The sequence below is a fragment of the Brevibacterium sp. CS2 genome (genome assembly GCF_005280295.1).
Classification (GTDB): Bacteria; Actinomycetota; Actinomycetes; order Actinomycetales; family Brevibacteriaceae; genus Brevibacterium; species Brevibacterium pityocampae.
In genome coordinates this window covers 1,441,490-1,461,842 of sequence record NZ_CP040020.1, presented here as the reverse complement: position 1 = coordinate 1,461,842, position 20,353 = coordinate 1,441,490, and the positions used below count along the sequence as shown (strand labels likewise).

Annotated in this window: 19 protein-coding genes; 8 read left to right on the top strand and 11 right to left on the bottom strand. The window is 71.9% G+C overall.

Annotated elements, in window-relative coordinates; genetic code table 11:
- Positions 1 to 97 precede the first annotated feature (97 nt).
- Positions 98 to 1,312: a TRAP transporter substrate-binding protein DctP gene (gene dctP / locus FDF13_RS06475; RefSeq protein ID WP_254668936.1), complete on the top strand. Its 1,215-nt coding sequence runs from the start codon at positions 98 to 100 to the stop codon at positions 1,310 to 1,312.
- A gap of 303 nt (positions 1,313 to 1,615) precedes the next feature.
- Entirely contained in the window at positions 1,616 to 2,941 is a 1,326-nt protein-coding gene (dctP, locus tag FDF13_RS06470) for a TRAP transporter substrate-binding protein DctP (RefSeq protein WP_137318952.1), read from the top strand.
- 73 nt (positions 2,942 to 3,014) lie between these two features.
- Here dctP (FDF13_RS06470) and FDF13_RS06465 read toward each other — a convergent pair whose 3' ends face one another.
- The 3 genes from FDF13_RS06465 to FDF13_RS06455 all read right to left on the bottom strand — a co-directional run bounded on the left by FDF13_RS06465 (position 3,015) and on the right by FDF13_RS06455 (position 7,423).
- Positions 3,015 to 4,616 (bottom strand): AMP-binding protein, encoded by a 1,602-nt coding sequence (locus FDF13_RS06465; RefSeq protein WP_217494911.1) that lies wholly within the window; start codon positions 4,614 to 4,616, stop codon positions 3,015 to 3,017.
- A gap of 208 nt (positions 4,617 to 4,824) precedes the next feature.
- Positions 4,825 to 5,997, bottom strand: a complete 1,173-nt coding sequence (locus FDF13_RS06460; protein WP_137318951.1) for a PLP-dependent aspartate aminotransferase family protein — start codon at positions 5,995 to 5,997, stop codon at positions 4,825 to 4,827.
- A gap of 121 nt (positions 5,998 to 6,118) precedes the next feature.
- Positions 6,119 to 7,423: an MFS transporter gene (locus tag FDF13_RS06455; RefSeq protein ID WP_137318950.1), complete on the bottom strand. Its 1,305-nt coding sequence runs from the start codon at positions 7,421 to 7,423 to the stop codon at positions 6,119 to 6,121.
- Between the two features lie 222 nt (positions 7,424 to 7,645).
- Here FDF13_RS06455 and FDF13_RS06450 point away from each other — a divergent pair, with 222 nt between their 5' ends.
- Positions 7,646 to 9,064 (top strand): SLC13 family permease, encoded by a 1,419-nt coding sequence (locus tag FDF13_RS06450; protein WP_137318949.1) that lies wholly within the window; start codon positions 7,646 to 7,648, stop codon positions 9,062 to 9,064.
- A 72-nt stretch (positions 9,065 to 9,136) separates the two neighbouring features.
- On the opposite strand, the gene FDF13_RS06445 is transcribed toward FDF13_RS06450, so the two are convergent.
- Together FDF13_RS06445 and FDF13_RS06440 are read right to left on the bottom strand one after the other, a co-directional pair.
- Positions 9,137 to 9,682: a GNAT family N-acetyltransferase gene (locus FDF13_RS06445; protein WP_137318948.1), complete on the bottom strand. Its 546-nt coding sequence runs from the start codon at positions 9,680 to 9,682 to the stop codon at positions 9,137 to 9,139.
- Positions 9,679 to 10,641, bottom strand: coding sequence for an ornithine cyclodeaminase family protein (locus tag FDF13_RS06440; RefSeq protein ID WP_137318947.1), 963 nt, complete (start codon positions 10,639 to 10,641; stop codon positions 9,679 to 9,681). Before FDF13_RS06440 ends, FDF13_RS06445 begins: the two co-directional genes overlap by 4 nt.
- Before the next feature lie 298 nt (positions 10,642 to 10,939).
- Between FDF13_RS06440 and FDF13_RS14720 the strand changes: the two genes are divergently transcribed.
- On the top strand, positions 10,940 to 11,260 hold the full coding sequence (locus FDF13_RS14720; protein ID WP_175406885.1) for a GNAT family N-acetyltransferase: 321 nt from the start codon (positions 10,940 to 10,942) through the stop codon (positions 11,258 to 11,260).
- A gap of 33 nt (positions 11,261 to 11,293) precedes the next feature.
- Here the strand turns inward: FDF13_RS14720 and FDF13_RS06430 are convergent, their stop codons facing one another.
- Both FDF13_RS06430 and FDF13_RS06425 read right to left on the bottom strand, forming a co-directional pair.
- Entirely contained in the window at positions 11,294 to 11,668 is a 375-nt protein-coding gene (locus FDF13_RS06430) for a DUF488 domain-containing protein (protein ID WP_137318945.1), read from the bottom strand.
- Positions 11,665 to 12,009, bottom strand: a complete 345-nt coding sequence (locus FDF13_RS06425) for a cupin (protein ID WP_137318944.1) — start codon at positions 12,007 to 12,009, stop codon at positions 11,665 to 11,667. Before FDF13_RS06425 ends, FDF13_RS06430 begins: the two co-directional genes overlap by 4 nt.
- 188 nt (positions 12,010 to 12,197) lie before the next feature.
- On the opposite strand from FDF13_RS06425, the gene FDF13_RS06420 reads away from it, so the two are divergent.
- Positions 12,198 to 13,655, top strand: a complete 1,458-nt coding sequence (locus FDF13_RS06420; protein ID WP_137318943.1) for an NAD-dependent succinate-semialdehyde dehydrogenase — start codon at positions 12,198 to 12,200, stop codon at positions 13,653 to 13,655.
- Between the two features lie 126 nt (positions 13,656 to 13,781).
- Here FDF13_RS06420 and FDF13_RS06415 read toward each other — a convergent pair whose 3' ends face one another.
- From FDF13_RS06415 to galU, 4 genes are all read right to left on the bottom strand, one after another.
- A complete protein-coding gene (locus FDF13_RS06415) occupies positions 13,782 to 15,650 on the bottom strand; it encodes a hypothetical protein (RefSeq protein ID WP_137318942.1) in 1,869 nt (622 codons plus the stop codon).
- 111 nt (positions 15,651 to 15,761) lie between these two features.
- Positions 15,762 to 16,430, bottom strand: a complete 669-nt coding sequence (locus tag FDF13_RS06410; RefSeq protein ID WP_137318941.1) for a GNAT family N-acetyltransferase — start codon at positions 16,428 to 16,430, stop codon at positions 15,762 to 15,764.
- A 3-nt stretch (positions 16,431 to 16,433) separates the two neighbouring features.
- The gene (locus tag FDF13_RS06405) at positions 16,434 to 17,189 is read right to left on the bottom strand and encodes a hypothetical protein (protein WP_137318940.1); all 756 of its coding nucleotides are present in this window, start codon (positions 17,187 to 17,189) and stop codon (positions 16,434 to 16,436) included.
- Entirely contained in the window at positions 17,186 to 18,118 is a 933-nt protein-coding gene (gene galU, locus FDF13_RS06400; protein ID WP_137318939.1) for a UTP--glucose-1-phosphate uridylyltransferase GalU, read from the bottom strand. The genes FDF13_RS06405 and galU overlap by 4 nt, the downstream gene beginning before the upstream one ends.
- Positions 18,119 to 18,141: 23 nt before the next feature.
- On the opposite strand from galU, the gene FDF13_RS06395 reads away from it, so the two are divergent.
- From FDF13_RS06395 to FDF13_RS06385, 3 genes are all read left to right on the top strand, one after another.
- Positions 18,142 to 18,852 carry a 5-formyltetrahydrofolate cyclo-ligase gene (locus FDF13_RS06395; RefSeq protein ID WP_137318938.1) on the top strand — a complete coding sequence of 237 codons (711 nt, stop codon included), beginning with the start codon at positions 18,142 to 18,144 and terminating at the stop codon, positions 18,850 to 18,852.
- Between the two features lie 87 nt (positions 18,853 to 18,939).
- Entirely contained in the window at positions 18,940 to 19,329 is a 390-nt protein-coding gene (locus FDF13_RS06390; protein WP_137318937.1) for an FmdB family zinc ribbon protein, read from the top strand.
- A gap of 154 nt (positions 19,330 to 19,483) precedes the next feature.
- Complete coding sequence (locus FDF13_RS06385; RefSeq protein WP_137318936.1) at positions 19,484 to 20,176, top strand: SAF domain-containing protein; 693 nt, start codon at positions 19,484 to 19,486, stop codon at positions 20,174 to 20,176.
- Positions 20,177 to 20,353 lie beyond the last annotated feature (177 nt).

Here is a 20,353-nt window from a genome sequence, read left to right as displayed (position 1 = left end):
GGAGTCATCATGAGAACACTGCGCTCGCACTTCACGCGCACCCGCACCATCGGGGTCCTGTCCGCGGCATCCGCCCTCACCCTCGGGCTCAGCGCCTGTGCTGGCAGCGCCGGGGGGCGGCGGGGGGCGGGGAGGCGCCGGGAGCGGCGACGGCTACGAAGTCGGCGCCTCGCAGGAGGACATCGACGCGGCCATCGCCGAGCTCGATCCGGTCACCATCACCTACCAGCCCTCGGCCGCGTCCGAGGCGTCCATCCAGTCGCCCTCGGGCACCGAGCTAGCAAAGGCCATCGAGGAGAAGTCCGGTGGCAAGATCACCGTCGACGTCGTCTGGGGCCAGGCCATCGCCGGCTACGGCGAGGTGCACGACGCACTCGCCGACGGCCGCATCGATCTCGCCTACACGCTGCCGGTCTACCAGCCCACCGAGTTCCCCGCCGTCAACGCGCTCGGCGACATGCTCGCCGGCATCTCCCCCTCGCCGTTCACCGGCGAGATGGTCGCCAACGCGGTGGCCGCCGACGTCTCCTGGGACTCCCCGGAGATCGTCGAGGAGTACACCTCGAAGGGCCTCCACCCGCTGGCCCCGGTCGTCGCCTCCGGCGGCTACTACTCGGTGTGCTCCGACCCGGGCATGGAGAAGGACGACTGGCAGGGCCGGCAGGTCCGCATCGCCTCGAAGACCCAGAACGATCTCATGGCATCGCTCGGCGCCTCCCCGGTGTCGATCGAGTACGTCGAGACCTTCGAGGCCCTCCAGCGCGGCACCGTCGACTGCACGCTCGCGCAGCTCGTGCCGTCGGCCGAGGGCGGCATCTTCGAGGTCGCCCCGCACGTCGGGTACATGACGACGACGAGCTACACCCGCGCCCCCGGCGCGATCCTCGCCGGCTCGAAGTTCGAGCAGCTCCCGCTCGCCTACCAGCAGATCCTGTTCGACGTCTACGCCGACTACTACCATGGCCAGATGATGACGACGATCGGCGGCAACGCCGAGGGCATCAAGCAGGCCAAGGCGGCCGGCGGCGAGATCGTCGAGTTCCCCGCGGACCTGCAGACGGAGATCGCCGAGTTCGACGACGCGAAGAAGGAGGAGATCCAGTCCTCCGGCATCCTCGGCGACGACATCACCTCGCGCGTCGAGGAGTCCGAGCAGCAGTGGACCGAAAAGATCGAGGAGCTCGGCTTCACCGACGGCGGCTCCACCGCGGACTTCGACGAGTGGTACGACACCGAGACCGACTTCCGCGAGGTCGGTCAGGCCGTGTACGACGACGCCTTCGCCGCGCACCGTCCGGGCTCCGAGGGCTGATCGGGCTCATGCACCGATCGGGCTCATGTGCTGACCCGACTCGTGCGCTGACCTGACGCGCTCATCGGGTTCACGCACGTCCACCCACCACGGCGCCGCCGGCAGGGGAACTCCCCTCCGGCGGCGCTGTCGTGCGTCCTGGAGGGTCCGCGGGCGCGCGTCCAGGGACCCCATCATCCGGGAACGGCCCACCGTCGTGCGCGCTGGACCACGGCACCGCCCTGGCGAGCAGGAGACGGGACTGTGGCGATCGTCATACCGCAGGCCCTATCGGATCGCCCACCTGCGGAATAGGGTGGATGCATGCCCGCCGAATGCCCCAGGAGAACCACGCGCCGCACCCCGGTCACCGCCGCCCCGCCCCTCGCCCGCCGCGGAGCCGGACCGGGGATCGCGCTCCTCGCCGCCACCGGTCTGCTCGCCGGGTGCGCCGGCGGTGCGGGAGGCACCGCGGACCAGGAGTCCGCCGAGCCGGGCGCCGGGTTCGCGTTCGGCGCCGCGCAGTCCGAGGTGGATGCGGCACTCGCCGAGCTCGACCCGGTGACGATCACCTACCAGCCCTCCGCGACCTCGGCGGAGTCGATCCTCGGCCCCAACGGCACCGACATCGCCGAGGCGATCGAGACGCGCTCCGGCGGGAAGATCACCGTCGACGTCGTGTGGGGGCAGGCGATCGCCTCGTACGCGGAGATCGACGACGCACTCGCCGACGGGCGGGTCGACCTCGCCTACACCCTGCCGTCCTACGCCCCGACCGAGTACCCGGCCTTCGACGCGATCGGCACCGCGATGTCGACGCTGTCGTCCTCCCCGGTCGCCGGGGACCTCACAACGAACGCCGCCGGGGTGCAGGCCGGGTGGGACACGCCCGAGGTGCTCGCGGAGTTTGCAGACAAGGACCTCGTCCCTCTCATCCCGCTGCTCGCCTCCGGCGGGTACTCGACGATGTGCTCCGAGCCGCTCACCGGGCGCGGCGACTGGCAGGGCACGCAGATGCGGATCGGCTCCGCGGCGGCCGGCGAGCAGGTCACGGAGCTCGGCGCCTCACCGGTCTCGCTGTCGTTCCCCGAGACCTACGAGGCGCTCCAGCGCGGCACCGTCGACTGCGACCTCGGACAGCTCGCCCCCAATGTCGAGGCCGGCACCTTCGAGGTCGCCCCGCACATCGGCTACACGACGGAGGCCGGGTTCTCACGCGCCGCCGGCGCCTATGTCGCCGGGCAGACCTACTCCGAGCTGCCGCTGGCCTACCAGCAGGTGATCTTCGATTCGATGGCGACGGCGTTCAGCACGATGACCGAGCTCGTCATCGGGGCGAAGGCCATGGCGGTCGAGCAGGCCCTGGCCGCCGGCGGTTCGGTCCGGCCCTTCGATGCGGACGTGCAGTCGGCGATCGCCGAGCACGCAGACGAGCTCAGCACCCGCACCGCGGAGGACGCCGGAGTGCCCGAGGTCCCGGCGCGGCTCGACGAGGCCGCACAGGCGTGGGCCGAGCAGGTCGAGGAGCTCGGCCACACCGACGGCGGGGAGTTCGTCCGGATGCCCGAGTGGTACCCGGAGGACGCGAGCTACGACGACCTCGGTGCGGTGCTGTTCGAGCAGACGATGCTCCCCCACCGCCCCCACTAAGACCTCAATTTTCGAAGGTTCCTGAGCGCGAAACCTTCCGAAATTGCACTCTCACCCGGGCGGATGCCCCGCTTCACACCTCGTCGCGGAGCACCGTCTTCTGGATCTTGCCGGTGCCCGAGCGGGGGAACGCATCCTTGACGACGACGTCCTTGGGCAGCTTGTAGCGGGCGAGCTTGCCGTCGCAGAAGTCCCGGATCTCCTCGAGCGTCGGGGCCGCGTCATCGGACTTCGGCACGATCATCGCCACCGGCACCTCGCCCCACTTCTCGTCGGCCCGCCCGACGACGGCGACCTCGGCGACCTTGGGGTGCCAGGCGATGACGTTCTCGAGCTCGGCGCAGTAGATGTTCTCGCCGCCGGAGATGATCATGTCCTTGACCCGGTCGACGACGTAGAGGAACCCCTCCTCGTCCTGCCGCACGAGGTCCCCGGAGTGGAACCAGCCGCCGGCGAACGCCTCGGCCGTGGCCGCCTCGTTGTTCCAGAAGCGGCTCATCACGCCCGGCCCGCGGTAGACGATCTCGCCCACCTCGCCCGGCGCCACGTCATTCATCTGGGCGTCGACGACGCGGATCGCGTAGTTGCGGTCCGGCAGCCCGACGGAGCCGAGCTTGCGCAGGGAGTCCTCGTGCGACAGCGACACCCCGCTCGCGGTGGTCTCCGTCTGCCCGAATGCCGCCTGCGAGCTCGCCTGCGGGAAGGTCTCGCCCATCGCGGTCAGCAGCGACTCGGTCGCCGGCGCCGCACCCCAGCTGTAGAACCGCAGGTCGACGGCGCGCGGACTGCGGCGCTGCTCGTCGACGATGAGCTGCCACTGCGCCGGGACCATGAAGGTGCGCGTCACATCGTGCTCCGCCATGACGTCGAGGAGGTGCCCGGCGTCGAACCCGGTCGAGGGCGTGATGACCGAGGTGGCACCGTTGGCGATGTTCGTCGTCATGACGTTGAAGGCCGCGATGTGGAACATCGGGGAGGCGACGAGCACCGCGTCCTCGCCCGGCACGTACTGCCAGGACGCGGAGGAGCGCATGGTCGTGGCGAGGAAGTTCGAGTAGCTCAGCACCGCGCCCTTGGGCCGCCCGGTGGTGCCCGAGGTGTACATGATCGCCTGGTCGTCCTCGAGCGCGCAGATCACCGGATCCGGCGCCGGGAGGGTGCCGTCCGGGTCCGGCGCGGCGACCTCGAGCAGGTCGAGGAGGACCGGCGCGGAATCCCTCGTCGCCGAGGCGCCGTCCTCAGTGCTCCCGCTGCCCGCACCCGAGGCGCCGGCCGGCTCGGCACCGGACGCATCCGCGAGTGCGGTGCGCGTGACCTCGGCCCGCTCGGCATCGGTGACGACGACCGCCGGCTCGCAGTTGCTCAGGATGTAGGCGATCTCCCCGGCGGCGAGCCGGAAGTTCACCGGCACGATGATCGCACCGAGGAGGTTCGCGGCGTAGGGCACGACGGCGAACTCCGCGGCGTTGCCGGCGACGAGCGCGACCCGGTCCCCACGTCCCACCCCGGCGGCGGAGAGGCGCGCGGCGGCGGCCCGGACGCGGTGGAGCAGCTCGCCGTAGGAGATCACCGTGCCACCGGCGACGAGCGCCGGGCGGTCGGGCATCTCGTGCGCGTGCCGGTAGATCCCGGCGACGGGCAGGTGGGTGCGGGAAAGTTGGAACTCCAGGTCCACGGCGACTCCTCGGGTGATGCCGGCCCGCCGCCGACTGCTCTGTCCGGCACTCTGCGGGTGCGACTGATCAAACGTTCAGTAACTCGAGTCTAACCAGTCAGCCGTGACGGGTAAAGGGAGTCACCCATCCGAGCAGGCTCCCCGAGCCGAGGTGCGCCCGAGCAGGCTCGCCCGAGCAGGGGCGCTCCCTCACCCGAGCGGCGCTCCCTCACCTGAGTGCGGTGTCGAGCGCCTGCTCCAGGTCGGCCCAGAGATCGTCGACGTGCTCGATCCCGACGCTGAGGCGCAGCAGACCCTCCGGGATGGACTCCGGCTCCGCGGCATGGCGGCGTCGGCGCTCGATGAGGCTCTCGACTCCCCCGAGCGAGGTCGCGGGTGTCCACAGCCGCACCGATTCCGTGACGGTGCGGGCGGCCTCGGCGGTGGGCAGGACGATGCAGAGGATCGACCCGAAGCCGGTCATCTGCGCCGCCGCCCGGGCATGGCCGGGGTCGGTGGCGAGGCCGGGGAAGCGCACCTCGAGCCCGGGGTATTCGCTCAGCCGCTCGGCGAGCGCGAGCGCGTTCGCCTGCGAGCGCTCGACGCGCAGCGCCAGGGTGCGCAGGCCGCGCAGCGCGAGCCACACCTCGAAGGGTCCGGCGATGCCGCCGCGCACGGAGCGGTGGTGGTGGAGCAGCTCGCGCAGCTCCGGATCCGCGGTGACGGTCGCGCCGAGCACCACGTCGGAGTGCCCGGACAGGGACTTCGTCACCGAGTGGAGGGCGACGTCGGCACCGTGCTCGAGCGGCTTCTGCACGAGCGGGGTGGCGAAGGTGTTGTCGACGACGCTGAGCGCCCCGGCGGCGCGGGCGTGGGCGAGCAGCGCGGGGAGATCGGCGACCTCGAGCATCGGGTTGGTCGGGCTCTCGAGCCACAGCAGGACGGAGCGGGCGCCTCCGGAGGTCCCGTCCCCCGCCCCGGCGACGGCGGCATCGATCGCGGCGGTCACCTCGGCGGTGTCCTCGATGTCGACGGTGACGATCCGGAACCGGCCGGCGGCAGCGGACTCCTGCGCCCCGGACAGCGCGCCGAGGTAGCAGTGCCGGGGCATGATCACCGTGCCGCCGGGCGCCACGAGGTCGAGCGCGGCGGTGACGGCGGCGAGCCCGGAGGCGAACACGAGCCCCGGCAGGGCCGAGCCCTCGAGCTCGGCGAGCGCGGCCTCGAAGGGCTCCCACGTCGGATTGCCGTAGCGGCCGTACTGCCGACCGCCGTCCTCGATCCCGGCGGTGCCGATGAACGTCGAGGTCAGGGTGATCGGCGGATTGAGCGCGGCGTCGTGCTCGCGCGGTGGACGACCGGTCTCGACGACGACGGTCTCGGGGGCCCAGTTCTGCGTCATGGGGCCACTGTAATCCGCGTGGGCTCCGGCCGGCACAGGTGTCCGTATAGGGGCCGGCCGGCGCGGGTGGCCGCGTAAGGGGCCGGTCGGCGCGGGTGTCAGCGGGCGGCTCCCGCCGAGCTCAGCGCGCCGGGCACATGTGCGGCAGCGCCCGCAGCGCGAACACCACGGCGATGACGAGCACGAAGGTCGCCATGAGGTTGATCCACAGGAAGCCGCCGAGCCCGAGCACGGCCCCGGCCATCGCGGCCATGAGCGCGCCCCCGAGGTTCATCGCGGAATCGGACACGCCCTGGAGGGTGACCTTGGCCTCCGGCGGCACCGAGCGGGTGAGGAGCGCGGAGCCCCCGATGAGGTACATCGACCAGCCGACCCCGAGGAGCACGAGAGCGGTGCTGAGCAGGACCATCGAGGAGCGCGCGGCGAGCGCGTCGACGACGCCGAGCACGATCGTCACCGCGAACACGAGCGTGCCCACCCCGATCACCGAGCCCGGCCCCCAGCGGTCGGACATCCAGCCGAACAGCGGGGACAGTCCGTACATCCCGGCGATGTGGATGCTCACGACGATGCCGACCGAGCCGAGCGAGAACCCCTGGTGGTCCATGTGCACCGGCGTCATGACCATGACGTTGGTCATCATCATCTGCCCGGTGATGATCGTGACGATCGCGAACAGCGGCACCGGCCGGGCGAGCGCATAGCGCAGCGCCTCCCCGAGGCCGAGGCCGAGGCGGCGGCCGGGCCGGGCTGCCCCGGCCGAGGGCGACCCGTCGCCGTCCGCAGCCGAGGCGTCGCGCGCCGAGTCCGCGGCCTCGGTGCCGGGCTGCTCCGGCATGCCCCCGGTGAGTCCGCGGGCGAGCGTCGAGGCCGCGATCGCGGCGATCGCGAACGCCGCCATGGAGATGACATAGGGACCGGCGAGCGGGTTCATGCCGAGCGCCTCGCCCAGCCGGGCGCCCGGAGCGGTGAAGTTCGGACCGAGCACCGATCCGACGGTGGTCGCCCAGACGACGAGCGACATCGCTCGCCCGGTGGCGGCGGGGTCGGCGAAGTCGACGGCGGCGTAGCGCGCCTGCAGACCGGCGGCGGTCGCCGACCCGCACATCATCATGCCGAGCATGAAGAGCGGCAGGAAGCTCAGTGCGACCCCGAGGAGCACGACGAGCGCGCCGAAGGTGCCGATCCCGAAGCCCAGGGTGAGCGCGGTCCGGCGGCCGGTCCGGGCGGCGAGAGCGGCGAGCGGGTAGGCGACGAGGCCGGCACCGAGGATGACGCTCATCTGCGCGAACCCGGCCATCGCCGTGCGCCCGGTGATCTGCTCGGCGAGCAGCCCGCCGACGGCGTAGCCCGAGGCGATCCCCGCCCCGGAGAACAGCTGGGCGGTGATGAGCTTGGCCTGCTGGGCGGCGCGCGGCGAGGGCACTCACGACTCCTTCGGTGGACGGGTGACGGACCCGGCGGAGAGCTCAGCGGTGAACGTCCGAACCGGTGTCCGCGCATCATCCCACATCGGCCCGCCGCGTCTCCGAGCCGCCCGCCCCTCGGCCGCGTCCACCCCTCGGCCGCGTCCCCCTGAGAACCGGGCGGTGATCCTGTACCGTCCATGAGGTCAGCTCACCGTCGAGCCCCGGTCAGGAGGCCTGTCGTGTTCGCACAGATCGCGGCCATCATCATCTTCATCGCACTGTTCGCCATCGGCGCCGTGCGCGGCGTCCACATCGGCGTCCTCATGGTTGCCGGCGCGGCGGGCACCGCGCTCCTGTTCACGGAGATGGCCACGGACGAGGTCGTTGCGGGCTTCCCGCTGTCGATCATGGTGCTGCTCGTCGGCATCACGTACTTCTTCGCGATCGCGCAGACGAACGGCACCATCGACCGGATCATCGACGGCGCGCTCACCCGGGTCGGGTCGAAGGCCGCGCTCATCCCGGTGGTGTTCTTCGTCCTCACCTCCGGCATCGCTGCGATGGGCGCCCCGCTCGCCGGCCTCGTGATGATGCCGGTGGGCATGCAGGTGGCCCGCCGCTACAACGTCGACTACGCGCTCATGGGCCTGGCGATCTGCTTCGGCGTGGGCGCCGGCGGCTTCGCTCCGACGAGCCTCTACGGCATCGTCACCTACGGCACCGCCCATGACGCCGGGATCGGGCTCAATCCGATGCTCCTGTTCGGGATCACCGTGCTCGTCTACCTCCTGCTCCTCCTCGCCGCCTACGCGATGTTCGGCCGCGGCTTCTTCTCCCGCCGGGGCCGCGCCTCCACCGCGCACATCGACATGCCGGACCTCGCGACGATCTCCGGGCCTCCCGCCAACCACCCGTTCGAGCGCGAGACCGCGCTGCGCCGCGGCTCCGCGTCGACGACCGGCATCCAGTTCGGTGAGGACGAGGAGGACCAGGCACTCTTCGACTCCTCCCACTCCGAGGACGAGGACGCTCCCCTGCCGCCGTTCACCCCGATCCAGGTCCTCACCGTCATCTGCATGATCGGCCTCATCGCCGCCGTCGTCGCGATCGCCGCCTTCGGCCACGAGCCCAACATCGGTCTGCTGTGCTTCGGCTTCGCCGCGCTCCTCACCATCGTCGACCCGGGCACCGGCAAGAACGCGGTGGGCAAGATCGACTGGTCCACGGTGCTGCTCGTCGGCGGCATCATCATGTTCGTCGGCGTGCTCGAGACGATGGGTGCCGTCGATCTGCTCGGCGAGGGCGCGAAGGCCATCGGCTCCTCGATCGTCGCCGCGCTCGTGCTCTGCGCGGTCGGCGGTCTCGTGTCCGCGTTCGCCTCGACGACGGGAATCCTCGCAGCGCTCGTGCCGCTCGCCCTGCCGCTCGTCGCAGACGGCAGCCTGCCGGGTTGGGCGCTCATCACCGCGCTCGGCATCTGCTCGGCCGTCGTCGACGTCTCCCCGTTCTCCACGCTCGGCGCGACCGTCGTCGCGACCGCGCCGTCCGAACACAAGGAGAGGCTGACGAAACTGCTCCTGCGCTTCGGCCTGTCGATGGTCGTCGTCGGACCGATCCTGCTCGTCGGCGGCCTCGTCGTCCCGGCGATGCTGTTCTGAGCGGTGCCGATCGGAGGAGCACTGCGCTGAGGTGCGCGACCCGTCCCCGCGCGCACCCGGTCCGGGTCGACGTCAGGCCGGAGTCGGGCCGAGCTCCTTGACGAGGACGACGAACTCGAGGTCCTCGGTGCGCGGCAGGCCGAAGCGGTCCTCGCCGTAGGGGAACGGCTCGCGCTCCCCCGTCTGCAGGTAGCCGCGGTGCTCGTAGAACGCGATGAGCTCGGTGCGCTTGTCGATGACGGTCATCCGCATCCGCTCGGCCCCGAACCGGTCACGGGCGAAGGCCTCCGCGTGGGTCATGAGCTCCTTGCCCACGCCCCGTCCCTGGGCGCGCGGGGACACCGCGAAGGTGCCGAAGTACGCGGTCCGGTCGCCGAGGTCGCGCAGGTGCACGGTCCCGAGGGCGGCTCCGGACTCGTCACGGACCAGGAGCACGGTGCTGCCGGGTTCGGCGAGCATCTCCGCGGCCATGTCCGCGTCGATCCGCTGCCCGTCGAGGAGGTCGGCCTCGGTCGTCCAGCCGGCCCGGGAATCGTCCCCGCGGTAGGCGGATTCGATGAGCGCGACGAGCTCGGGGATGTCCGCCGGCCCGGCGGTCTGCGGGTTCAGGCCGGTCACGACACCTCCTCGTACACGGCCTTGGCGACGACGAGGTCCTCCCAGGACATGCCGGAGGTCTTGAACACGATGGGGCGGTCGTCGGCGAGCACCGCGCCGCCGCTCGTCACGACCTCCTTGAGGGTCACGGTGTCCTCGATCGTCAGTGCGCCGTCGGCGATCGCGAGCACGACGTCGCCGCACTCGTCGAGCGCGGTGTGGCGGCTCTCGACGATGACGGTCGCCCGGCCCAACAGGGCGGAGGGCAGTTCGCGGGCCTCGGGGCTGTGGGAGCCCATGGCGACGACGACGGCGTCGTCGCGGATCGCAGCGGCGTCGAACAGCGGCTCCGCGGCCGAGGTGGCGGCGATGACGAGGTCGGACTGCTCGAGCGCCCGGGTGAGGTCCGGCGAGTCGCCGCCGGATCCGTCGCCGCCGAGGACCTCCGTGCCGGGGATGCCGAGCACGGAGAGGCCGGCGAGGAACTCCTCGCCGCGACCGGGCCTGCGCACGACGACGGTGACCTCGCGGACTTCGACGACGGCGCGGGCGGCCTCGACGTGGAGCAGTCCCTGCACCCCGGCGCCGAACACGGTCATCCGCACGCCGTCGGGGAATCGGCCGGTGAGGGCGTCGGAGACCCCGGCGAGCGACACTGCGGGGGTGCGCAGGTTGGTGATCGCCGGCCCGTCGAGGATCGCGAGCGTGCGGTGGGTCTGCGAGTCGAGGAGCAGGCAGCTGCCCTGGATGCGGGGGTGGCCGGCCGCCGGGTTGTCCGGGGTGACGGTGAGCACCTTGACCGCGGCATAGGCACCGATCTCGGAGGGCATGAAGAGGAACTCGCCGCGGGTCAGCGGGGCCGACATCCGCGTGGCGTCGTCGGCGGGATCGAAGTCCGAGGTCAATGCCGTGCGCAGAGCGGTGATCGCGCCTGCGTAGTCCAGGGCGGCGGTGACCGTCGCCTCGTCCAGAATCCTCATGAAGTCCTCCTCCGCCGGGTGGGCGCACTTCGCCGCACGCGCTGCATTCCATGCGCTGCGGGCGGTGCGCCCGCGACGCGTTGCATCTGCGCACCACTGTACTGGCACCCTCGGACACGGGCGGGAGGGAATGAACGGCCCACCACGCACAGCCCGGCACACCACGACGCAGTCGACCGCACACAGCACAGGCCGACTCCGCGGAATAGCACCACGGGCTCCGGCGTTGACCCGATCAGTCGCTGCGTGCGACCACCGGTCCGCACCGAGGACGTCGGTTCCGCATCGAGGAGGACACATGAGCCAGGATGCCCGCACCATCGAGATCGACGGCGAGACCTTCGAGCTCCGCCATGACGCCGAGGCCTCGAACTTCGCCGCCTGGCACGGCGACACCCGGGTGAGCCTCGCCGCATACCGCGACCGGGGCGAGCAGCGCCTGTTCCCCCACACGGAGACCCTGCCGGCCTGGGGCGGGCGCGGACTCGCAGGCGCGGTCGTGCGCTACGCGCTCGACTCCACCGTCGCCGAGGGGCTGACGATCGTCCCGGCGTGCTCGTTCGTCGCAGGCTTCGTCCGCGAGCACGACGACTGGGACGAGCACGTCTCCCGCCGCTGAGGCACGCGCAGGGACCGCAGCTCTCGCAGCCTCTCAGCGCTCCTGCGCGAGCTCCCGCAGCCTCTCAGCGAGCACCTGAGCGTGGTTGTGCTCGTCGTCCTTCGCCCCGTAGAGCAGCACGAGGATGCGCTGCGGCGCGGCTTCGAAGCGGTCGAGCAGCTCCCCCGGCGCCGCCGAATCCGTGAGCTCCTGCCGGTAGTGCTCGGCGAAGGTCTCGAAGTCCATCCCGCCGGAGTGGAAGGCTCGGCGCAGGTCTCCGCTCGGCGCGACGTCCCGGCACCACTCGGCGTGCTCGAACGCGGTCTTCTTCACCCCACGCGGCCACAGCCGATCGACGAGCACACGGTACCCCGGACCAGAGGCCGAATCGTAGAGGCGCTCGCACCGGATCTCGGGGACGGCGGTCATGCGCCGTCCGGCAGCCCGGTGACCGTGGTGAGGACGAGCACGCTGTCGGCGAGCGCGTGCACACCGTGCCGCTCGTGTCCGATCACGGTGAGCTCTCCCGCACCGAGCTCCACCGCGGGCGTCGACGACCCTGCGGCGTAGCTCAGCCGCACCCGGCCCTGCAATCCCTGGAGGGTGGCGGCGGCCGGGGCGTTGTGCTCGGCGAGCTCGGCGCCCGCGGCGAGCGCGAGGACGAGCTGGCGCAGCACCCCGTCGTGGACCACGAGCTCCGCGGCGCGGCCGTGCTCGTCTGCCCGGGCGCGGGTGAGCAGTTCATCTGCGAGTGCGGTGATGTCGACCATGGCTCTATCCAAGCAGGCGCGAGCACCCGCGTCCACGGCTCGCCGTCATCGCTGCGGGAACCCGGCACCGCGTGCGCCCGCCCGCTGCGTCCACGGGTCGAACAGGCGGGTGGAATGCACCGCGTGTCACATTAGACTGACACCAGCCCCTGGCAACCAGGATCACCCAACGGAAGGGAACGAGCGCTATGGACGTCCAGCCCATCATCGACCGCATGAATACCGGCCTGTTCATCAACGGACAGTGGCGTGACGCCGAAGGCGGGAAGACCATCGACGTCATCAATCCCGCCACCGGGAAGGTCCTCACCAGCGTGGCCGACGGCTCCGCCGCGGACGCCGAGGAGGCCATCGAGGTCGCCGGGGAGACCCAGGACTCGTGGGGCCGCACCGCACCGCGCGAGCGAGCGGAGATCCTGCGCCGCGCCTACGAGATCCTCATCGAGCGCGCCGACGACATCGCCGCGGTGATGACCGCGGAGATGGGCAAGCCGCTCGCGGAGTCCAAGGGCGAGGTGACCTACGGCGCCGAGTTCTTCCGCTGGTTCTCCGAGGAGGCCGTGCGGATCGACGGCGACTTCACCAAGTCCCCCGACGGCAGCACCCGCATCATGGTCTCCCGTGAGCCGGTGGGCCCGTGCGTGCTCGTCACCCCGTGGAACTTCCCGCTCGCCATGGGCACCCGCAAGATCGGCCCCGCGATCGCCGCCGGCTGCACGATGGTGTTCAAACCCGCCAAGCTCACCCCGCTGACCTCGCTGCTGCTCGTCGAGGCGCTCGTCGACGCCGGGCTGCCCGCCGGGGTCCTCAACGTCGTCACCTCGAACTCCGCCGGCCGCGTCGTGACGCCGTGGATGGAGTCCGGGATCGCCCGCAAGGTCACCTTCACCGGTTCGACCGAGGTGGGCATCGGCCTGCTCGAGCAGGCGGCGAAGACCGTGATGAACACTTCGATGGAACTCGGCGGCAACGCCCCGTTCGTCGTCTGCGAGGATGCGGACCTCGACAAGGCCGTCGAGGGCGCGATGGTCGCCAAGATGCGCAACATCGGCGAGGCCTGCACCGCCGCCAACCGCTTCTTCGTCCACCGCTCCGTGTCCGACGAGTTCGCCCGCCGGCTCGCCGAGCGGATGGGTGCGATGAAGGTCGGCAACGGCCTGGACGAGGGCACCGAGGTGGGCCCGCTCGTCGAGGAGAAGGCGCTGAACAAGGTCGCCGAGCTCGTCGATGACGCCGTGGGCAAGGGCGCGAAGGTCCTCACCGGCGGGAAGAAGATCGACGGCGAGGGCTACTTCTACGCTCCGACCGTGCTCACCGATGTGCCGGAGGACTCCGACATCCGCATCGAGGAGATCTTCGGACCGGTCGCCCCGATCACTCCGTTCGACACCGACGAGGAGGCGATCGCGCTGGCCAACGAGACCGAGTACGGCCTCGCCGGCTACCTGTACAGCGAGAACATCGGCCGCGCGATGCGTCTGGCCGAGGAGCTCGAGTGCGGCATGATCGGGCTCAACACCGGCCTGATCTCCAACCCGGGCGCACCGTTCGGCGGGTACAAGCAGTCGGGTCTGGGCCGCGAGGGCGGCCGCGTGGGCATCGACGAGTTCCTCGAGGTCAAGTACGTGGCTCTGCCGCGCGGCTGACCAGCTGCGTAGCACGCGCCCTGCACACGCAGATGGCCCCCGGTCCTTCGACCGGGGGCCATCTGCGTGCTGGTGCGATGCGGGTGTTCGGGAGGTGCGCGTCCCGGCTCGCTGCGCGGGGTGAGCTCAGGCGCGGCGGCGGGCGAGCACCTCGTCGAGGCGGCCGACGCCGCGGGTGCGGGCGCCGCCGATCGCGGTCCGGCCGTGGGCGAGCGGCCCGGCGTCCGCAGCGGTCTGCGCGTCGTCCTCACGGGCGGCGTCCTCGAACTCCGGGCGGTAGCCGAGCTCGGCGGCGAAGCGCTCGGCGAGGCTCTCCTTGGACTGCGGTTCGAGCCGGAAGGACGAGGCATCGGCCACGACCGGCTCCGGCTGCGCCCGATCGACGACCGGGGCGTCGACGTAGGTGGGGGTGGGCACCGGCGAGGGGTTCCAGCCGGTGGCCGCGAAGCGGGTGGCGAGCAGGTCGTCGCTCCCGGCGGGCGCGGGGGTGCCGCTCGCCGGGGGCTCCGTCGCCGAGGTGCCGGTCACCGAGGCACCGGCCGGCTCGTCCGTGTCCTCGTCCCCAGCGAGGTCGGTGCCGAGGCTGAGCACGACGCGCTCGCGCACCTGGGTGACCTGGAGCTCGCGACGCGCCCGGTGACGCGCTGCGGGGGCCTCGGCGGTGGAGGATGCGGCCGCGGTGGAAGATGCAGGCGCGGAGTCCGAATCCGGGGCCGAGGACTTGGTGGGCTCGGCGGAATCAGCGGACTCGCGGGATTCCTCGGTGGCCGTGGGCGCCTGCGCGCGCGGAACCTCGGTCCCGGCTCCCGGGTCGCGCTCCGCCCCGGCCCGGTTCTCCGCCCCGGCGCGGTGCTCGGCCCCGCGCCCGGCACCGAAGACGGCGCGGATGGCGGAGAGGTCCACGGTCGCATCGCGATCGTCGTCCTCGACGAGGGCGACGGCATCGGGAGTGCGCCGGGACTCGGGGGTCGCAGCTGTTCCGGGGGTCGCAGCGGTGGCGGAGGCCTTCGCGGCGGGCGCCTCGACCCCGGCGCGGCGGAGTCGACGGATGGAGAGGTTGATCGAGCGGACCATGAGCAGGCAGCCGCCGGCGAGGACGAGGGTGAGCACCGGCACCGCCCAGGGCAGCACGCCGAAGGGCACGAGCACCGCGGTCACGAGGGTGGCGAGCGCGGTGGCGAGGAAGCCGAGGCCGACGAACGGCAGCGCCGCGCGCAGGCGGGCGATCTTCTCGCTCGATTCCCGGTCGGCCGGCTGCGGGCGGAGATCCCGATCGGCGGCCGGGGTGGAGCGCGTGGGCGCCGCGGAGCCGCCGGACCCCTCACCTCGCGCACCGGCAGGCGCGCCCGAGGCGGGCCCCCGGCCCTGACCGGCCGCCGGGGTGCCGACGCGCGCGCCGACCGTGCCGGCGGTGTGCCGGGAGTCGGCGATGCGAGCGCGGAGGTGGGCGGGCAGGTTCCGGTTCGTGCGGTGCTGCATCGACGGGCCCGTGGCGGGTGACTGGGAAGAGGTCATGTGAGAGTCCATCGGTTCGTGGTGGGTGGAGAGCGGGAGGAACGCGGTCTGGCCGACCGCCAGCGGCAGCGCGGCCGCCTCGGCCTCGGGATCGAGCGGGGCGGCGAGGTCGAGGTGCGCGGTCCCCCTCTCCGCAGGCGAGCTGTCGGCCGGCCGTGCGCTGTTCGGGACATCGCCGTCGATGACCGCGAGGCGCGGGGCGGGCTTGGACAGGTGGAGCACCGGCGCCGAATCGGCCACCCGGTGGACGATCTGGGGCGGTTCGAACTCCGCGGCGTCACGATCCGCGGCGTAGAGCCGGGGTGCGTCGGCCGGCCGCAGGCACGAGGTGGCGCGCACCTCGGGGCATTCCCGCGCGGTGGCGGGGACGTCGTGGACGTGGCCGTGGGTGAGCGTGCGGTCGATGCGGCGCAGGGACGCGGGCAGCATGAATACGAACAGCACTGCGATGACGAGGGCGATGGTGATGCTGGTATCCACAGTCCAACTGTAGAAGGGTGGAGCAGGTCACGATCGGATCACAGGGGGCGTGTCGGGATCCGTCCGGTGTTCTGGGCCGGGTTCATCCCCTCGGGGGTCCGATTCCGCGTCTCAGGACCAGGATTCCGTGCCACCGGGCCAGTGGCGGTCGTCGGCGACCGGGCCGGGGCCGACGGTGCCGGCGGAGGAGTTCCGGACGCGCTGCCAGTAGTCGAGGAGGCCGAAGGGCACGTCCTCGGCGACGAGGGCGAAGGTGCGGTGATCGCACCACTTCCCGTCGATGTGCATGTAGCGCTCGCGCACGCCCTCGTCCCGGAAGCCGAGCTTCTCCACCACCCGCAGGCTCGCCGTGTTCTCCGGCCGGATGTTGATCTCGATCCGGTGCAGGCCGAGCGTGGAGAAGCAGTGGTCGGCGGCGAGCGCGACCGCGGTGGGCGTGTGTCCCCAGCCGGCGACCCGCTCGTCGATCCAGTAGCCGATCGTCGCGCTGAGCAGGGACCCCCACTGGAAGGAGCTCACCGTGAGCTGGCCCCGGAACCGGCCGTCGACCTCGATCGCGAAGGGCAGGATGAGCCCTTGGCGGGCCTGGCTCGCGAGCATCCGGCGCAGCGGGTGGAAGCTCGGCAGGGTGTACCCGGGGTCGGGGTTCGTCGCCTCCCAGGGGCGGAGCCAGTCGGCGTTGTGGCGGCGCACCTCGGTGTACTCGCGCGCATCCTGCCGGTGGAGCGGCCGGAGGACGAGCCCGCCCTCGGACAGCACGACCGGCCAGAAGCTGCTCATCGCTCAGTCCGCGGACCCGGACTGCGGGCCGTCGGTGGGCATCGTGTCAGTGGGCATCGCCTCGGTGGGGCGGCCGCCGGCGGGTGCGGTACCGTCCGCATGCTCCTCGTCGCCCTCGGCCGGGCCCTCGCCCGCCCCGGACTGCGGCCGACGCTCGGCGTTCCACATCTGGAGGATCGTCGCATCGGGATGCGGGTCGTCGACGACGACCGGCCATGGCAGGGTCTCACCGGATCCGGTCTCCAGATCGAACTCGAGCCCGTCCGCCGGCGGCTCGTCGAGCTCGGCGAGCATCTCCGAGGCGAGTCCGGCGAGGAGCTCGGCACTGGCGGCGACCGCCTCGGCGCGGTCCGGCAGGGTGACGACGAGAGTGCCGTCGATCCGGCCGCACACGAGGTTCTCGAACACCGCTGCACGGTGGCCGGCGGCGTACTGCTCACGGCGGAGCAGCTCGGACAGCCCTGGCACCTCGACCTCGATCTCGGTGCGCAGGATGTCGGCGATGTCGGGGTCGCCGTTGGCCCGCAGACCGCCGATCGTGACGAGCACGTCGAACGAGGACGCCGCATCGTCGATGAGCGCCTGGAGCCGGTCGCCGGAGCCGAGGATCGATTCGACCACGGAGAACTCGTGGCCCTCGAAGGCGGTCACGAGCGTCCGCACGAGGCTGGTGTCCACCGCGGCGGACACCGGTACGACGAGCGCGGAGTACGGCTTCATCGCCCGGTCGTCGACCCACGGTCGGGGGATCTCGGTCATCGGTCGGAGGCGCCGCCGGACTGCGGGGCGTCGAGCGCGGCGACGTAGTCGCGGAGCCACGCGTGGAGCTCGTCGGCGAGGTCGTCGCGCCGGCCGGCGAGCTGGACGACGGCCTTGAGGTAGCTGATCTTGTCACCGGTGTCGTAGCGGTCCCCGGAGAACACGACGCCGTAGACCCCGGCCGAATCCGGATCCGCGGCGAGGGTCTCGAGCGCATCGGTGAGCTGGATCTCGTTGCCGCGCCCGGGAGGGGTGACGCGCAGGACGTCGAAGATCTCCGGGGCGAGGACATAGCGGCCGATGATCGCGAGGTTCGACGGCGCGGATTCCGGTTCCGGCTTCTCCACCAGCCCGGTGACGCGCACGACGCCGTCCTCCCCGGTCTCCTCGACCGCGGCGCAGCCGTAGAGGTTGATGGTGTCGGCCGGGACCTCCATGAGCGCGACGACGCAGCCGCCGGTCCGCTCCTGGACCTCGATCATCTTCGGCAGGATCGGGTTCGCCTCATCGATGAGGTCGTCGCCGAGCAGCACGGCGAAGGGCTCCTGGCCGACGTGCTGATGGCTCTTGAGGACGGCATGGCCGAGTCCCAGCGGGTCGCCCTGGCGGACGTAGTGGATGTCGGCGAGCTCCGAGGCGTTCTGCACGAGGGCGAGCTTCTTCTCGTCGCCCTTGTCCTTTAGCGCGCTCTCGAGGCCGTCCACCCGGTCGAAGTGGTCCTCGAGCGGGCGCTTGTTCCGGCCGGTCACCATGAGCACGTCGGAGAGCCCGGCCCCCACCGCCTCCTCGACGACGTACTGGATGGCCGGCTTGTCGACGACGGGGAGCATCTCCTTGGGGGTCGCCTTGGTCGCCGGGAGGAACCGGGTGCCGAGCCCCGCGACGGGGATGACGGCCTTGCGCACGGGAACGTTCTGCTTGTCTGCCATGCCGGTCAGTCTACGCTGTAGCCGTGGACACGACGCCGGAAGCCGCGAGCTCGGAGGCCGCCGACAAGGCGCGGCTGCGCAGGAGGGTGCGCACCCGTCGCCGGGAGCGCGCGCGGGCCGCGGCCGAGGCGCTCGCCGGGGGAGCAGGGGTCCGGGAGCCGGGTGCCGGGCCGACCGCCCCCGGGGAGCCGGAGCGGTTCGCGGCCGTGCTCGCCGAGGTGCTCGCCGGCTCCCGCGCTGTCCTCGGCTATGCCTCGTTGGCCGGTGAGCCCTGCCTCGATCTCGCACTCGATCAGGCGAGGGCCGCGGGCGCCGCGGTGCTCCTCCCCCTCACCACCGCCGGCCGGCCCCTCGACTTCGGCGTGCTCACCGGGCCGATGAGCACGCTCCCCCGCACGGGGAAGTGGCAGATCCGCGAGCCGAGGTCCGGGGCACCCGCCGCCGAGGCGCTCGCCGGTGAGATGGCGGGGCCTGCCGGCCGCCCCCTCCCACCGGTCGACACGATCCTCGTGCCCGGCCTCGCGTTCTCGCGCGCCGGGGTGCGGCTGGGCAACGGCGGCGGCTTCTACGACCGCACCTTCGGTCCGCGGGGGGCCGCCCCGCCGACCGGGTGCGGGGCGCAGGTGCTCGGGGTGTGCTTCGCAGAGGAGCTCGTCGATACGCTTCCCCACCAGCCCTGGGATCTGCGGGTCGACGCCGTCGTCACCGAGCGCGGCATCGTGCCGGTGGGGTGAGGCGCTCGCCGGTGGGCTGAGACGCGACCCGGCAGGGCATGCGTGCTGGTCTATACTTCTTCGGGACTCTGACGAGAAAGGCCGACAATGCCCACGTACTCCTATGCCTGCAAGAACTGCGGTCACGCCTTCGACATCCACCAGGCGTTCACCGACGATTCGCTGACCATGTGCCCGGAGTGCCAGGGCACCCTGCGCAAGGTCTTCGGCAATGTGGGAGTGACGTTCAAGGGTTCGGGCTTCTACACGACCGACTCCCGCTCCTCCGGCGGCTCCCGCGCGGCGGCGAAGTCGGGCGGATCCGAGTCGGGTTCGAAGGACGCTGCTGCTGCCGGCGGCAGCACGGGCGCCCCCTCCGGCTCCTCGGGGTCCGGCTCCTCGGGGTCCGGCTCCTCGGACTCCGGCACGTCGAGCACCTCGGCGACCGGCGATTCGAGCTCCTCGTCCTCGAAATCCACGGCCTCGACCTCCGCCTGACGGTCTCCTGCTCCCGGCACGGGGCACGATCGAGAACCGTCCTCTGGTCACAGTGCACCGTCCTCAGGTCACATTGGGGACGGCCGCGCGCCCTCCATCCACAGGCGCACGTCGGTCGTAGCGCGGTCCGGGCTCCGCGGGGCACAGTCGGGTCATGGTCTCCTTCCGACTCCCTCTCCCCCTGCAGCGGTTCGCCGCGCTGTCCGTCAAAGATCGCCGCCGCACCCGTCGCCTCCTCGCCTCACTCGCGCTCGCCCTCGCGACCACGCTCGTCGTCTGGGCGCTGACACCGCGTCCCGCGGGCACCCCGGTGGTCGTCGCCGCCGGTGACATCGCCCCGGGCTCGACGATCGGTGCCGGCGACCTCGGGACCCGCACCTATCCCGCCGCGCTCGTCCCCGCCGACGCCATCGAATCCGTCGCCGAGGCGATCGGCAGCACCTCCGCGGCGCACCTGAGCCCCGGCCTGCCGGTCACGCGGTCCGGGCTGCTCGCCCCGCGCGCCGAACCGCTGGCAGAGGGGCAGCTCCTCATGCCGGTGACGGTGACCGACGAGGCCGCGGCGGCCACCCTGCGGCCGGGGCACCGGGTCCGGGTGTTCGCTCCGGGAGCGGGCGCCTCGGCCGCAGGCGGCGCCGATGGAGAGGTCGAGGGGGTGCCGGGTGCCGCAGGGGCGGACGGGACCGGCGCGGTGATCGACGAGGCGGTGGTCGCTTCGATCTCCCAACGGGCGGGGACCGCGGTGTCCGGGTCGACGACGGTGATCACACTCATCGTGTCCGGACCCCAGGCCAGCGCGCTCGCCGCGGTGTCCGGCACGGCGCTGAGCTTCGCCCTGCTCAATTGAGAGGGAGCGAGAGGACATCGGCAGGCGTCCGATGCTGCTGCGGTCGCGGTCGATCCCGGCCGCTCACCGGCACATCGGCCACCTCACCAGCGGCTCCGTGTGCTCAAGCTGTCAGTCTCTCGAGAACCGGCCCGGTAATGTGACGAGTATCAAATTCTGAGATGCTTGAAATGTCTA